Source organism: Streptomyces blattellae (genome assembly GCF_009709555.1).
GTDB classification, from domain to species: Bacteria; Actinomycetota; Actinomycetes; order Streptomycetales; family Streptomycetaceae; genus Streptomyces; species Streptomyces blattellae.
In genome coordinates this window covers 229,914-242,711 of record NZ_WJBG01000106.1, presented here as the reverse complement: position 1 = coordinate 242,711, position 12,798 = coordinate 229,914, and the positions used below count along the sequence as shown (strand labels likewise).

Annotated in this window: 12 protein-coding genes and 4 pseudogenes; 8 read left to right on the top strand and 8 right to left on the bottom strand. The window is 70.8% G+C overall.

The window, feature by feature from the left end; all coding sequences use genetic code 11:
* Positions 1-54 precede the first annotated feature (54 nt).
* A complete protein-coding gene (gene tnpC, locus GFH49_RS03850; protein ID WP_155054304.1) occupies positions 55-1,485 on the bottom strand; it encodes an IS66 family transposase in 1,431 nt (476 codons plus the stop codon).
* 243 nt (positions 1,486-1,728) lie between these two features.
* On the opposite strand from tnpC, the gene GFH49_RS41170 reads away from it, so the two are divergent.
* Entirely contained in the window at positions 1,729-1,911 is a 183-nt protein-coding gene (locus GFH49_RS41170; RefSeq protein ID WP_328288266.1) for a hypothetical protein, read from the top strand.
* A gap of 258 nt (positions 1,912-2,169) precedes the next feature.
* Positions 2,170-2,577, top strand: coding sequence for a hypothetical protein (locus GFH49_RS41165; protein ID WP_328288265.1), 408 nt, complete (start codon positions 2,170-2,172; stop codon positions 2,575-2,577).
* Between the two features lie 47 nt (positions 2,578-2,624).
* Here GFH49_RS41165 and GFH49_RS03840 read toward each other — a convergent pair whose 3' ends face one another.
* Together GFH49_RS03840 and GFH49_RS03835 are read right to left on the bottom strand one after the other, a co-directional pair.
* Positions 2,625-3,302: a CBS domain-containing protein gene (locus GFH49_RS03840; RefSeq protein WP_155054303.1), complete on the bottom strand. Its 678-nt coding sequence runs from the start codon at positions 3,300-3,302 to the stop codon at positions 2,625-2,627.
* A 24-nt stretch (positions 3,303-3,326) separates the two neighbouring features.
* Positions 3,327-3,728 carry a Crp/Fnr family transcriptional regulator gene (locus GFH49_RS03835; RefSeq protein ID WP_230396144.1) on the bottom strand — a complete coding sequence of 134 codons (402 nt, stop codon included), beginning with the start codon at positions 3,726-3,728 and terminating at the stop codon, positions 3,327-3,329.
* Positions 3,729-4,441: 713 nt separating this feature from the next.
* Between GFH49_RS03835 and GFH49_RS03830 the strand changes: the two genes are divergently transcribed.
* Complete coding sequence (locus GFH49_RS03830) at positions 4,442-4,861, top strand: CBS domain-containing protein (RefSeq protein ID WP_155054301.1); 420 nt, start codon at positions 4,442-4,444, stop codon at positions 4,859-4,861.
* 13 nt (positions 4,862-4,874) lie between these two features.
* Here the strand turns inward: GFH49_RS03830 and GFH49_RS03825 are convergent, their stop codons facing one another.
* The 3 genes and pseudogenes from GFH49_RS03825 to GFH49_RS41790 all read right to left on the bottom strand — a co-directional run.
* Positions 4,875-5,534 (bottom strand): molybdopterin oxidoreductase family protein, encoded by a 660-nt coding sequence (locus GFH49_RS03825; RefSeq protein ID WP_230396140.1) that lies wholly within the window; start codon positions 5,532-5,534, stop codon positions 4,875-4,877.
* 3 nt (positions 5,535-5,537) lie between these two features.
* A pseudogene (locus tag GFH49_RS39830) lies at positions 5,538-5,594 on the bottom strand (hypothetical protein); the annotation flags it as partial.
* Positions 5,595-5,989: 395 nt separating this feature from the next.
* Positions 5,990-6,043: pseudogene (locus tag GFH49_RS41790) on the bottom strand (hypothetical protein); the annotation flags it as partial.
* Positions 6,044-6,689: 646 nt separating this feature from the next.
* Between GFH49_RS41790 and panD the strand changes: the two are divergent.
* Genes panD through GFH49_RS03805 form a run of 3 tightly spaced genes read left to right on the top strand, consistent with a single transcriptional unit; the run spans position 6,690 to position 8,178 of the window.
* On the top strand, positions 6,690-7,109 hold the full coding sequence (gene panD, locus GFH49_RS03815) for an aspartate 1-decarboxylase (RefSeq protein ID WP_155054318.1): 420 nt from the start codon (positions 6,690-6,692) through the stop codon (positions 7,107-7,109).
* A gap of 50 nt (positions 7,110-7,159) precedes the next feature.
* Positions 7,160-7,501, top strand: a complete 342-nt coding sequence (locus tag GFH49_RS03810; protein ID WP_155054300.1) for a GNAT family N-acetyltransferase — start codon at positions 7,160-7,162, stop codon at positions 7,499-7,501.
* Positions 7,502-7,515: 14 nt separating this feature from the next.
* Positions 7,516-8,178: an aspartate/glutamate racemase family protein gene (locus tag GFH49_RS03805; protein WP_155054299.1), complete on the top strand. Its 663-nt coding sequence runs from the start codon at positions 7,516-7,518 to the stop codon at positions 8,176-8,178.
* 397 nt (positions 8,179-8,575) lie between these two features.
* On the opposite strand, the gene gnd is transcribed toward GFH49_RS03805, so the two are convergent.
* A complete protein-coding gene (gene gnd, locus GFH49_RS03800; RefSeq protein ID WP_155054298.1) occupies positions 8,576-10,015 on the bottom strand; it encodes an NADP-dependent phosphogluconate dehydrogenase in 1,440 nt (479 codons plus the stop codon).
* 275 nt (positions 10,016-10,290) lie between these two features.
* Between gnd and GFH49_RS41385 the strand changes: the two are divergent.
* Positions 10,291-10,599: pseudogene (locus GFH49_RS41385) on the top strand (transglycosylase family protein); the annotation flags it as partial.
* A 537-nt stretch (positions 10,600-11,136) separates the two neighbouring features.
* Positions 11,137-11,535 (top strand): annotated as a pseudogene (locus GFH49_RS41380) (M23 family metallopeptidase); the annotation flags it as partial.
* Here the strand turns inward: GFH49_RS41380 and GFH49_RS03790 are convergent.
* Positions 11,525-12,658, bottom strand: a complete 1,134-nt coding sequence (locus GFH49_RS03790) for a DMT family transporter (protein ID WP_155054296.1) — start codon at positions 12,656-12,658, stop codon at positions 11,525-11,527. The pseudogene GFH49_RS41380 and the gene GFH49_RS03790 overlap by 11 nt on opposite strands.
* Positions 12,659-12,798 lie beyond the last annotated feature (140 nt).

Genomic DNA, 12,798 nt, shown 5'->3' with positions numbered 1-12,798 from the left:
GTACGCATTCAGAAGGAATGGGCCTGATCGGTGACGGTCGGTGAGAGTGGCTGGTCAGGTGGTCTGTGCGATGGGTGGCATCCAGAGTTTGCCGGTGAAGGCGCGGTGGATGGCCTCGAAGGTGGTCAGGCCGTGCTTGCGGGCGGAGTCGAGGTAGGAGCGCACGGCGAGCCAGGCCGTCGCGCCCGTGTCGGACTGATGGCAGCCGGAGATCTTCAGCTGGGTCTTGACCGGACGCAGGGCCCGTTCGCCGCAGTTGTTGGTGAACGGCACGTGCCGGGGATCGTCGGCGAAGCGCAGGACGTCGTGGGCCTGATCGCGAAGCCGGGTCAGGAGGTTGTGGGCCGGGCTCTGCTTCCGGCCCGGCACTTTGGGATGGAGACTGAGCCCGACCTTGATGCCCTGGTGGAACGCTTCGCAGTGCAGCAGGAGCGCACCGGGGGTGATCTCGGCGGTCTCCTGGTTCCGGACGCGTACGGCCTGGGTGTTCAGTCCGGCCAGGGCCCAGCGGATCTGCTGGTGCCACTTCTGGTCGGGAAAGTCCTCTTCGGCGGCGGTCAGTTCGCGGATCAGGTGGGCTCCGCACAGCTGATGGGTGCAGGAGTCGTAGCCGGCATACAGGGACAGTGAGTCGTGGACCAGGACGCCCCGGTAGTGCGGGAGCACCTTGCCGGCATCTGCTCCGGCGCGCGAGCGCGGGGCGAGGTGGAGCAGGGTGAGGAAGTCGGTGCAGGCCACGTGGAGCCAGCGCCGGGTGGTGCCGATGCGGGTGGTGGTCTCATCCGCGTGGAGCACGTGTCCCATGATCAGCAGGGCACGGATCAGGTTCAGACAGTCCTCGACCAGGCCGGCGGCCTCGGGGAGCAGAGAGGCGACCCAGCCGGTGGAGACCTCGGCCCCGGTCACGTCCCGGATCAGGATCGTGGTCCGCTCGACGGGGATGTGCTGGAAGACCAGCAGGTAGACGGCCAGGGCACGCAGGTTGGGGCCATAGGAGGAGGGCGATCGGGCGACCTGGCCGGGCATCGGCGAGGCGGTCACCGTCCCGCACGCGCACCGGCAGCGATGGGCCCGGTGCTCGGTCACCTTCACCGTGGTCAGCGGGATGTCACGGACCTGACGGCGCTCGAAGCCGATGCTGTCGTCCTCGCCCAGCGCCCGGCCGCACCCGGTGCAGGCCGCTGGAAGGTGGTCCTCGGTGACATCGGGATCAGCGACCATGCACAGCCCAGATCCGTCGGCACCCGGCTGGCGTCCCCGCTTGCGGCCGCTCTTCGGTACCGGCTTCTTCTCCGGCCGACCGAAGGTGTCCGAGGACGGTGGCATCGAGGAGTTCCCCGAGTTCCGGCCAAGCCGCCGCTCCAGCTCTGCCACCCGCGCCGTCAACCGCTCATTCGCCGCGGCCAGCTCCTCGTTCTGTCGCTGGAGCAGCCCGATCACCGTGAGGAGGTCCTCACGCGACGCAGACTCCCACCCCGACGACATGACCACGGATCCTGCCGCACCCACCCGCAACCTGTCACATCGTCAGACAGCGAAGCCGATCACGACCTGCTGAATGCTTACCGCGCATCACGGGCCGCCGTATCACTCCCACCGATCAGTAGAAAACCGATCAGTAGAAAACCGATCGGTGGAGAAGGAAGAGGGAGGCTCTGGCGAACCGAAACCCGCCGTCCGAAGAACGCGTAACGGACCTGGTTTTACGACGCCGCTGCCGCCCCGTCCATGCACAACGCGCAGTCGTGGCACTTTCGCTACTTCCAGGGCAGCCGCACCTTCCACTTGAGTGCCGATCCAGAGCGCGCCATCCCGCACTCCGACCCCGACAACCGTGCCCTTCACCTCGGCCGCGGCGCCGCCCTGCTGAACCTGAGGGTCGCGGTGGTCCACGGGGGCTGTGTCCGGTGACCCGGCTGCTGACCCACCCGGCACTGCTCGCGGCCGTGCGACTGACCGGCCTCGGGAGCGGCGAGAGCGACCTCGACGTGCTGTATCCGGCGATTCACCAGCGGCACAGCAGCCGCTTCCCGTTCGAGGAGACGGAGATCCCGGAGACCCTGCGGACGGCTCTCAGCGAGGCCGCTCGCGGAAGCCGAGGCGCGCAACATCACCGGCGGCGGCGCCGGCCAGGACCTGGCGCAATGGACCCGCATCGACGCTCCTGCGGTGAACACGGCCGCCAACGGAGTCCCGGACTATGCCTTCGGGCCGCGCAAGCGCGGAGGCAAGGCCCCCATGCGCGACTTCGCCGGCCCTCGGCAGGTGGCGGGGCGTGGCGCCGCGGACTTCGAACGGACCCCTCAGCCGGCCCTCCTCAGCACGACCCACGACCGCCCGGAGGACTGGCTGCGCGCAGGCCAGGACATGGAACGCGTTCTGCTACCGGCCACCCTTGAGTGCCTGTCCAGTTCGTTCGCCACCCAGGCCCTGGAGTGGACCGACCTGCGCCGGCCGCTGCGCGACCCGGTGTCCGGGACGGGCTACACCCAGGTGGTGCTGCGCCTGGGCTACGGACCGAGGGGTCCCAGCACGCCACGCCGCCCGGTGTCGGAGGTGCTCGACATCCTGCCCTGACAGCCCGAGGGACTGCCACCGGTCGGCGCCCGCCCCTCGCACACGAATCACCGCGTGATCTCGGGCCCGACCGGACCGGCTGACTCGCCGGTGAGCTGGGGCTCGACGTCCACGACGCCCTCCACGGCGCGCGCGAGGCGCACGGCCACCGAGATGAGCGAGGTGTCGCGGATGTGCCCGCGGAGGGTGACGACTCCCTCGTGCACGTCCACGTGGATGGCGTGGCTGAAGGCCGGGAAGAGGTAGGACACCACGGTGCGGCGGACCTCCTCCTCGATGTCCTCGTCCGGCCGCAGGAAGACCTTCAGCAGGTCGGCACGGCTCACAATGCCCTGCAGCATGCCCACGTCGTCGATCACGGGCAGCCGTTTGACGCGCCGGACGGCCATGATCCTGGCCGCCTGGGCCAAGGTGGCGTCGGCGTGGACCGTGATCGCGGGGGTGCTCATGAGCTCCTCCGCCGTCAGTGCCCCGGCCTTGGCGAGGTCGGACAGGCGTCGGCGTTGCTCGAAGAGGCTCGGGTCGCTGTCGCGGAACTCCTCCTTGGGCAGCAGGTCGGCCTCGGAGACGACGCCGATAACGCGCCCTTCGCCCTCCAGCACCGGCATGGCGCTGACCTTCCACTGCTCCATGGTCCGGACGATCTGCTTGAAGGGCGCGTCGCGTCCCACGGCCACGACCGTCTGGGTCATCACATCGCTCACGATGTGCGGGGTCTCAGGCATCGCACACCTCCTCATCTCGCCTCGTCAGGGAACCTCGCCCGCGCCGTAGGGCGCGTACAGGTCGAGCAGCCGAACCCGGGTGGACCTGAGCCGGCCCGCGATCACTGCGGCGACATAGGCCCACAGCTCTTGATTCAGCTCCGGGTCGTTCCCGCACAGCTCACGGACCGCGGCCGCATCGAACTCGTAGGCGCGCACCGGGCTGGCGGCCTGGGCCCCCAGGTGCCAGTGGTGGGGAGGGACCAGCCAGGACCAGCCCAGCAGTTCCCCGGCACCGAGGGTCTCGATGACCGCCGCGCGGCGGCCGGGCACGTGAACGTCGAGAGCGACGGTGCCCGTGTGGATGATCCAGAAACGGTCGGCTTGGCCGCCCTCGTTGAAGATGCGCTCGTCGATCTCGAACGACACCTCACGAGCGAGCGACATGAGCTGCTCGCGATGCTCCTTGGTCAGGGCGACGAGAACACCTGTCTTCGCAACCACGATCGCCCTCCCTTCGCCATGACCTCGAAGCGGAAGCGGGCTCGTCATCAGGCCGCTGCGACGCCCGTGACGGCGATGCGAGGAGCGGTGCCCCTGCTCTCCCGGCCGCATGACTCCAACAATCGCCGTAAATCGGCCCAGTGCAACCTGGGCCGAAGGCTCCCTTCGAGAGCCGGTGCATGTGTCGCGATGGGCCCAGGGCGGTGCGACGGTATCTGACGAGGGCTTCCCGCAATGGCCGGGCAGGAAGGTGGTGGTGACGACGGACCTGCCCGCTGGTCGTGGGCGTCGACGGATCGGGTTCCAGCCTGCGGGCCGTGGACCGGGCGGTGGGGGAGGCGGCGTGCCTCGGGCTGTCTGGGCGGCTCGTCCACGCCTCTTTGTGGGAGCGGTACGAGGGAGGCCGCCCCTCCTTCAGCCCGACGGTCCGGCCGAAGAGGTCATGGTCCAGCACATCGCCGCCGTCCTGCGCGGAACGTGCCCGGCTGAAACCGGAACGCCCACCGGGCGGGGGCCCACCGAAGGTCCGAGAGCGCCCCGTCCGGCATGCGCACCGGAGACGCGGAATCCACACTGGTTCGTAGGAGTACCGGTCGGGGCGGGTCAGGCTCCATGGGCTCTCCCCGCGCGGATCACGACGCTCGAAGGAGACGACCATGACCACTGCCCGGGAGATCATGCACGGCGGTGCCACCTGCATCCAGGAGAACGAGACGCTGGAAGCCGCTGCACGCAAGATGCAGGAACTGGACGTCGGAGCCCTCCCGATCTGCGGCGAGGACGACCGGCTCCACGGGATCATCACCGACCGTGACATCGTGCTGAAGTGCGTCGCCAAGGGCAAGGACCCCAAGACCATGACCGCGGGCCTCCTCGAACAGGGCAAGCCGGTCACGATCGACGCCGAGGCCGATGCCGACCAGGTCCTTCAGGCCATGGAGGAGCACAAGATCCGCCGGCTCCCGGTCATCGACAACCACCGCCTCGTCGGCATGATCAGCGAGGCGGACCTCGCACGTCACCTGCCCGAGGAACGGGTGGGCCACTTCGTCGAGGTCGTCTGCGCGGCCCGCTGACCAGCCGACGCCGTCACGCCGTCACCGTGCCGTGAACGCGTACCGCCGTGACCTTGTACTCGGGGCAGGACGTGATGGTGTCCGCGTGGTCGGAGGTGAGGCTGTTCACCCCGCTCGCGGGGAAGTGGAAGGAGCAGAACACCTGGCCGGGGGCGGTCCGTTCACCGACCCGGGCGACGAGCCGGGCCTGGCCGTGCCGGCTCTCCACGGTGAGCTGCGCGCCGTCCCGGACGCCGTACCGGAGGGCGTCGTCGGCGTGGAGGTCGAGGAAGTCGACCGGGTCGAGTGCGAGGTTGCCACCGCGGCGGGTCATGCTGCCGGAGTTGTAGTGCGCCCAGCGCCGCCCGGTGACCAGGAGCAGTGGGTAGTCGTCGTCGGGTTGTTCGCCGGGTGGGAGGTGGGGGGCCGCGGTGAGGTGGGCCCGGCCGTCGGGTGTGGCGAACCGTTCCGTGTAGAGCTTGGCCTCCCCTGGGTGGCCGGCGTCCGGGCAGGGCCAGGGCACGGCGCCCTCCCGGTCCAGTCGGTGGTGGGAGAGGCCGGCGAAGACGGGCGCGACCCGTCCACACTCGGCCAGGGCAGCGGCCGGAGTGGCGCAGCCCAGGTCCGCCCCCAGCGCCGCGGCGAGGGCGTGTACGACGTCGAAGTCGCTGCGTGCCTCGCCAGGCGGGGCCACGGCGGGGCGGACCCGCTGGAAGCGGCGGTCGAAGTTGACGAAGGTGCCGTCCTTCTCCAGCCAGGACGCGACTGGCAGGACGACGTCGCCGTGCAGATCCGGACGTGACGGCGGCCGTGCGGCGCGGCGAGGTCCGCGTAGTAGCCGGCCGGTCCGAGTGCGGCGGCTGCGGGCAGGCCGAGACCGGCGGCGACAGCCGGAGCCCAGGCCCCCGGGCCGTCCGCCGTTCCCGCCCTTGCCTCGGCCAGCGACTCGATCAGCAGGCCCCCCGGCCGCCCGCGCCGGTCGGCCAGAGCCCGGAACGCGTCGAAACGGCCTGCGGGGCCCACCGGAATCATGACCTCATCGTGGAGGCGGCCACCCAGGGCCGCAATCCGGATACCGGCACTCAATCCCGGACCTTCCCGGCCGCGGCGTGGCCCCCGCGACGGGACACCGGCCGAGCGGGACCGGTAGACGATGTACGGACGGAACAGGTAGCCGACCGGCGCGGTGAAGGCGTGCACCAGCCGGGCGAACGGTCAGACGGCGATGAGCAGCACGCCGATGAGGGTGTGCACTTGGAAGGAGAGCGGCGCGGCGTCCATGGCGTCGATGTCCGGGCGCAGCGTGAAGATGGAGCGGAGGAGACACCGAGCCTGTGCGCCGGGTACTGCAGCGGCTCTCGGCGATGCGGTCGGCCGTGAACAGTTCGGCGAGAGGAATCGCCGGTTCGGCCAACCGGCGATCATCGGCTGCATTCCGCGCCGCTTGATCAAGCAAGTGACCTGGCTTCTGTCGCCAGATTCCTACCGGCCGGGCCGGGCCATGAGCTGGGAGTGCCGTGGTGCGGACTTGACCGTCCGGCCGCATCACACTGCTTGGCTCTTCCCGAGACAGGCGGACGCCTCGCTGTGGCGATGGTCACGAACACGTCCGAAGCCCGTTGCGTAGGCTGGCGTCGGCCGTTCGCCGTGGGGCAGCGCAGGGGCCGGCCACGACTCCAAGCCCCACAGCAGCGGCCTGATGCACCGTCAGAAAAGTCGGCAATCGGTCAGCATGAGCCCTGAAGAACCTGGCGAAGGCTGCCCGGACGTACGACTCGTTCTAGGGTGTGGAAACAGCCCTTGACCTGCAAAAACGCAGGCAGGGAGCCTACTTGTGGGAGCGCACGACGTGTTGCGTACTATGTTCAAATCCAAGATCCACCGAGCCACCGTCACCCAGGCCGACCTGCACTACGTCGGATCCGTGACCATCGACGCCGATCTGCTCGACGCCGCCGACCTGCTGCCCGGCGAGCTCGTGCACATCGTCGACGTCACCAACGGCGCCCGGCTGGAGACGTATGTCATCGAAGGGGAGCGTGGCTCCGGAGTCGTCGGTATCAACGGGGCCGCCGCGCACCTCGTACACCCCGGCGACCTGGTGATCATCATCAGTTACGCTCAGGTCTCCGACGCCGAGGCGCGGGCGCTGCGGCCGAGGGTCGTGCATGTGGACCGGGACAACAGGGTCGTGGACCTGGGCGCCGACCCGTCCGCACCGGTGCCGGGCTCCGACCAGGAGCGCAGCCCGCAGGCCGTACCGGCCTGACCGGGCCGGCCGCACAGTACGGCCGTACATTTCGGACCAGGAGCGTGCCCATGAGCGAGATCCGCGACGACCGGGCGGCGGGCCGCCTGGAGGCCCTCGGCGGGGACGGCGAAGTCGTCGGCCACGTCGAGTACTTCGTCCTCGACGCGCCGGGGCACGCCCTGGTCCCCGTGCACACCCTCGTGGAACCGGCCCACGAGGGAAAGGGCATCGCGGGCTCCCTGGCGCGCGAGCTGTACGCCATGGCCCAGCGTGAGGGCATCGCCGTAGCCCCCCTGTGCCCGTACGTCGTGAAGTGGGCGGAACGCCACCCCGAGGAGGCCCCGGCCGCCGACCCGGACTTGCTGGGGGCGGCGATGGACTGGCTGGCGGCACACCCCGGCCGATTCTGAGGCGGCAACGACCCTTGCTGGCACTCCTGCACACCTCACCCGTCCACATCCCCGTCTTCGACGCCCTGCGCGACGAGGACCATCCAGGCCTGGAACTACGGCACTTCGTCGACGGGTCGCTGCTCGACCGCGCCCGCGCCGAAGGCCCCGAAGCGGTGACGGACGACATGCGTGCCGTCCTGCGGCGGGCCGTCGCCGCCGGTGCCCGGGCCGTGCTGTGCACCTGCTCGACCCTCGGCGGCGTCGCGGAATCGGCCGGCGCCGGGATCGGGGTGCCGGTGCTGCGCGGCGACCGTCCGATGGCGGCCGGCGCGGTGGCCACGGGATCCCGGGTCGTCGTCCTCGGCACGGTGGAGAGCACCTTCGGGCCGACCGTGTCGCTGATCGAGGAGGAGGCCCGCCGTGCAGGGCGCCCCGTGGACGTACGGACGCGTCTGGTGGCGGGCGCCTGGCGGTGCTTCGAAACCGGCGACATGGACGGATACGCACGACTGGTCGCCTCCGCGGCCGACGGGGTCACCGACGCCGACGCGATCGTCCTCGCCCAGCCGTCGATGGCCCCGGCCCGGCAGCTGACGACGACCGCGGTCCCTGTCCTGTCCAGTCCCCGTCAGGGCCTCGCGGCGGGGGCGAAGGCGGCGGGCCACCTGGACCCCTCGGTTGACTCCGGCGAGTGAGTGGCCGCACCGGGCCCGGGTACGCGGGGGAGTAGTCCAGAGCCGACGTTTCACCACTGGCCGGAGGACACCATGACCAATCCGCACCCCGACCCCGTACCGCCGGGCCCGACCCCGGGCCCCACGCCCGGCCCGGATCCCGTCCATCCCGAGCCCCCACCGTCCCCGGTCCCGACCCCGGAGCCCCCGCCGGCACCCGGGCCGCCCACTCCGCCACCCCCGGGCCCACCACCCGGCCCCGGCCCGGTCCCCGGCCCTGACCCGTCCCCGGTCCCACCGGGCCCGGAACCCGTACCGAACCCGGAACCGGGCCCACCACTGACGTGAGGTGAGAACCAAAAGCGGTGGGCGGCGCCACAGGACGCCGCCCACCGCAACGACAACGCGCCCGAAGCTGCTAGGCGGAAACCTCCGACCGATCCCCACCCCACAGCGTGTGGAACGAGCCCTCCCGATCGGTCCGCCGATACGTGTGCGCCCCGAAGAAGTCCCGCTGCCCCTGCGTCAGCGCCGCAGGCAACCGCTCCGCACGCAGCGCGTCGTAGTACGCGAGGGCCGCGGAGAACCCGGGCGTCGGCACACCCTGACGAGCCGCGGCGATGATCACCTCACGCCAGTCGTCCTGCGCCGCCGCGATCTCCTGCGCGAACGTCTCGTCGGAGAGCAGACTCGGCAGATCGGCCCGTGCGTCGTACGCGGCGCGAATACGGTCCAGGAACGCCGCGCGGATGATGCAGCCACCGCGCCAGATGGCGGACACGGCGCCGAGGTCGATGTCCCAGTCGTACTCGTCACGCGCCGCGTCGATCTGGTGGAAGCCCTGCGTGTACGACACGATCTTCGAGGCGTACAGCGCCTGTTCCACCCGGTCGGCGAACGCGCCCGCCTCCGCCTCGCCCAGCGGCGACGCCTTCGGCCCGGCCAGCCCGCGGGACGCCTCGCGGAGCGCATGGTGCCCGGACAGCGACCGCGCGAAGACGGCCTCCGCGATACCCGACACCGGAACGCCCAGGTCGAGCGCGATCTGCACGGTCCAACGCCCCGTGCCCTTCTGCTCCGCCTGGTCCACCACCACGTCCACGAACGGCTCGCCCGTCGCCGCGTCCACGTGCGACAGCACCTCGGCCGTGATCTCGATCAGATACGAGTCCAGCCGCCCGGTGTTCCAGGTGCGGAAGATCTCCGCGATCTGCGCGGGGGAGTACCCGGCGACATCACGCAGCAGCTGGTACGCCTCGCCGATCAGCTGCATGTCGGCGTACTCGATGCCGTTGTGGACCATCTTCACGAAGTGCCCGGCGCCGTCGGGACCGACGTGCGTGACACAGGGAGCCCCGTCCGCGGCCTTCGCGGAGATCTTCTCCAGCATCGGGCCCAGTGAGTCGTACGACTCCTTCGGGCCGCCCGGCATGATGCTCGGCCCGTGCAGCGCGCCCTCCTCGCCGCCGGAGACGCCCATGCCGACGAAGTGGATGCCCTGCTCACGCAGGTCGCGCTCACGGCGGCGGGTGTCGGCGAAGTGCGCGTTACCGCCGTCGATGATCATGTCGCCGGGCTCCAGGAGCGGCGCGAACTCCTGGATCACCGCGTCCGTCGGCTCACCGGCCTTCACCATGATGACCAGGCGCCGCGGCCGCTCCAGCGCCGCCACGAAATCCTTCGCGGTCTCGGCCGCGACGAAGTCGCCCTCACTCCCGAACTCCTCGACCAGGGCGTGCGTACGCGCCGACGTCCTGTTGTGCACCGCGACCGTGTAGCCGTTGCGCGCGAAGTTGCGGGCGAGGTTGCGGCCCATGACCGCGAGACCCGTGACGCCGATCTGGGCTGAATTGCTCATTCCGTTGGCTCCTAGTGACCTGGTTATCGGCGGTGCCCGTCGTGCATGCCCGCCAGTATTGCCCCATCGTCCATCCTGACGTGCCGGTACGCCGACCGCACATCCGGGTGGCGCGATGCCGCGCAGGCAGATACGCATGGAGGGCCCCGCCGCACTCAGCCGTCCCGGGTGGCTGAGCAACGCACGCCGATTCCTGGCCACTTGGCGTGACCAAGCGGCTGATTGCTGTCTTGTCATGGCCTGTTCCCGGCGCTTACTTTTGGCCCTCCTGACGCATGTCGAGGGGGCTTTTCATGGCCGTACGCGGCCGGCACCGCCGGTATCAGCCGAACAGGATCAACCGCGCCTCACTCACCGTCACGGCGGGCGGCGCCGGCATGGCGATACCGCTCATCGGCACCGGTGCCGCCCACGCCGCGGACGTCGAGACCTGGAACAAGGTCGCCGCCTGTGAGTCGACCAACAACTGGAGCATCAACACCGGCAACGGCTACTACGGGGGACTGCAGTTCGCGCAGTCGACCTGGGAGGCCTTCGGCGGCACCCGTTACGCGCCGCGGGCGGATCTGGCCACCAAGGACCAGCAGATCGCCGTAGCCGAGAAGGTGCTTGAGGAACAGGGGCCCGGTGCCTGGCCGACGTGCTCGGTCGAGGCCGGGCTGACCCGGGGCGGTGACGCACCCGACATCGACCCGGGCGGCAGCAGCACGAGCACGGCCCCGCGTACCCCCAAGAGTTCCCTGGCCGACGTGCAGCCGCAGAGCACGCCCCAGTCCCGGGCGGGCACCGCCGAGATGTACACCGTCGTCAGGGGCGACACCCTCTCCGGGGTCGCCGACAAGCAGGACGTACGGGGCGGTTGGCAGGGGCTGTACGCCGCCAACCGGAAGACGATCGGCGCGGACCCCGACCTGATCCTGCCCGGCCAGCGGCTCAGCCTGCGTGGCAGTGCCTCCTCGACGACGAGCACGACCGCCGAGCAGGCACCCAAGGCGCCCGCCCCGAAGCGCGAGTCGGCTCCCAAAGCGCCCGCCTCCGAGAGCGAGCCCAGAAGCGAGCCCAGAAGCGAGCCCAGATCCGAGCCGAGAAGCGAGCCCAGAAACGAGACCCGCAAGAGCGGACTCGTCGCACCGGTGAGCGCCGCGACCGGTACGCCGTACCACAAGTCGGGTTCCTCCTGGTCCTTGGGCTATCACACGGGCGTCGACTTCGCCGTCCCCACGGGGACCTCCGTGAAGGCCGTCGGGGAGGGGCGGGTCGTCAGCGCCGGCTGGGAAGGCTCCTTCGGCTACCAGGTGGTGATCCGGCACGCCGACGGCCGCTACACGCAGTACGCGCACCTCTCGGCGATCTCCGTGAAGACCGGGCAGGGCGTGGGCACCGGGCAGCGCATCGGCCGCTCCGGGTCCACGGGCAACAGCACGGGCCCGCATCTGCACTTCGAGGTGCGGACGGGGCCCGGCTTCGGCACGGACGTCGACCCGGTGGCGTACCTCCGGGCCGGCGGCGTCAGGATCTGATCCGCGTGCGGTGCCGGTCCAGGACCGGCCCCGGGATGTACGGACCGATGTAGAGGGGGCCGTACTGCACCGGGGGCACGCCGGTGTCCGGCCCCTCCTCCTTTTCGAGGTCCGGCGCCGGCGTCTGCGCCGGGACCGGAGCCTCCGTCGGCAGTTCGGCCGCGGGCTGCGCGAGCAGTTCCTTGACGGCCTCGGGGGAGTCACCGGAGTGCTGCGCGAGCACCTCCTCGACGGGCGTCGGCTCGGCCACGGGCGCCGGCGCGGCCGAGGGCTCGGCTGCCGCCGGCTGCGTCGTACGCCCGATCCGCTCCGTCGTCAGCAGGATCAGCCCGCCCGCCGCCACGACGCCGCAGCCCAGGGCGAGCACGGTGCCCGTGGTGCCGTAGCGGAAGGTTTCGCCGAACATCGTGATGCCGACCGCCGCCGCCAGTACGGGGTTCACGACCGTCAGTGTGGCCAGCGGGGCCGCGAGTCCGGCGCCGCGGTAGGAGGCCTGGGAGAGCAGCAGTCCGGCCGTGGCGAAGACGCCGATGGTGGCCAGAGACGGCAGGTCGGACGCCGAGACCCCGCCGCTCCAGTCGACCGTGACCGCCTTGGTGAACACCGAGGACATGCCGAACGCTATGCCGGACGCCGTGGCCAGCAGCATGCTCCGCACCGCCGGAAGCCGGTGCGCGGCCCGGCCCGCGATCATCAGCGCCACGACGGCACCCGCCGTGACCAGGGCCACGGCCGCCCGCTGGGTGGAATCCAGCGACTGCGTGTCGGCCGTGCCGACCAGAGAGAGGAGACCCGCGAGTCCGACGGTCGCCATGATCGCGCCCCGCCAGGCGGTCGCCCCGGACCTGCGGCCCACGAACATCGCCGCCATCGGCAGCGCGAACACGATGGTCAGCGCCCCCAGCGGCTGGACCACGCTCAGCGGTCCGTACGCGAGCGCCGCCACGTGCAGCAGACCGCCGAGGCCGTTCAACGCCACCGCCGCCCACCAGCTCGGCCGGCGCAGCGGCGCGTACTGCTGGTCGGGAGACGACTCCGCGACGCGCTCCTGCACGATCGCACCGCCCGCGTACGCCACAGCGGAGATCAGCGACAGCACGACGGACAACGCGAGGGCACTCATGAGCTGCTCCTCTGCGTGGGGCGGGGGCGCGGAGCCCGAACCGGCGATCGATCGTCTTCCATGCGAACACGATCTCGTGAAAAACCCTTCCCGTCGTCGTACCTGAGCACCCAATGGGTCCTACTGCCGTTGGAGTACGA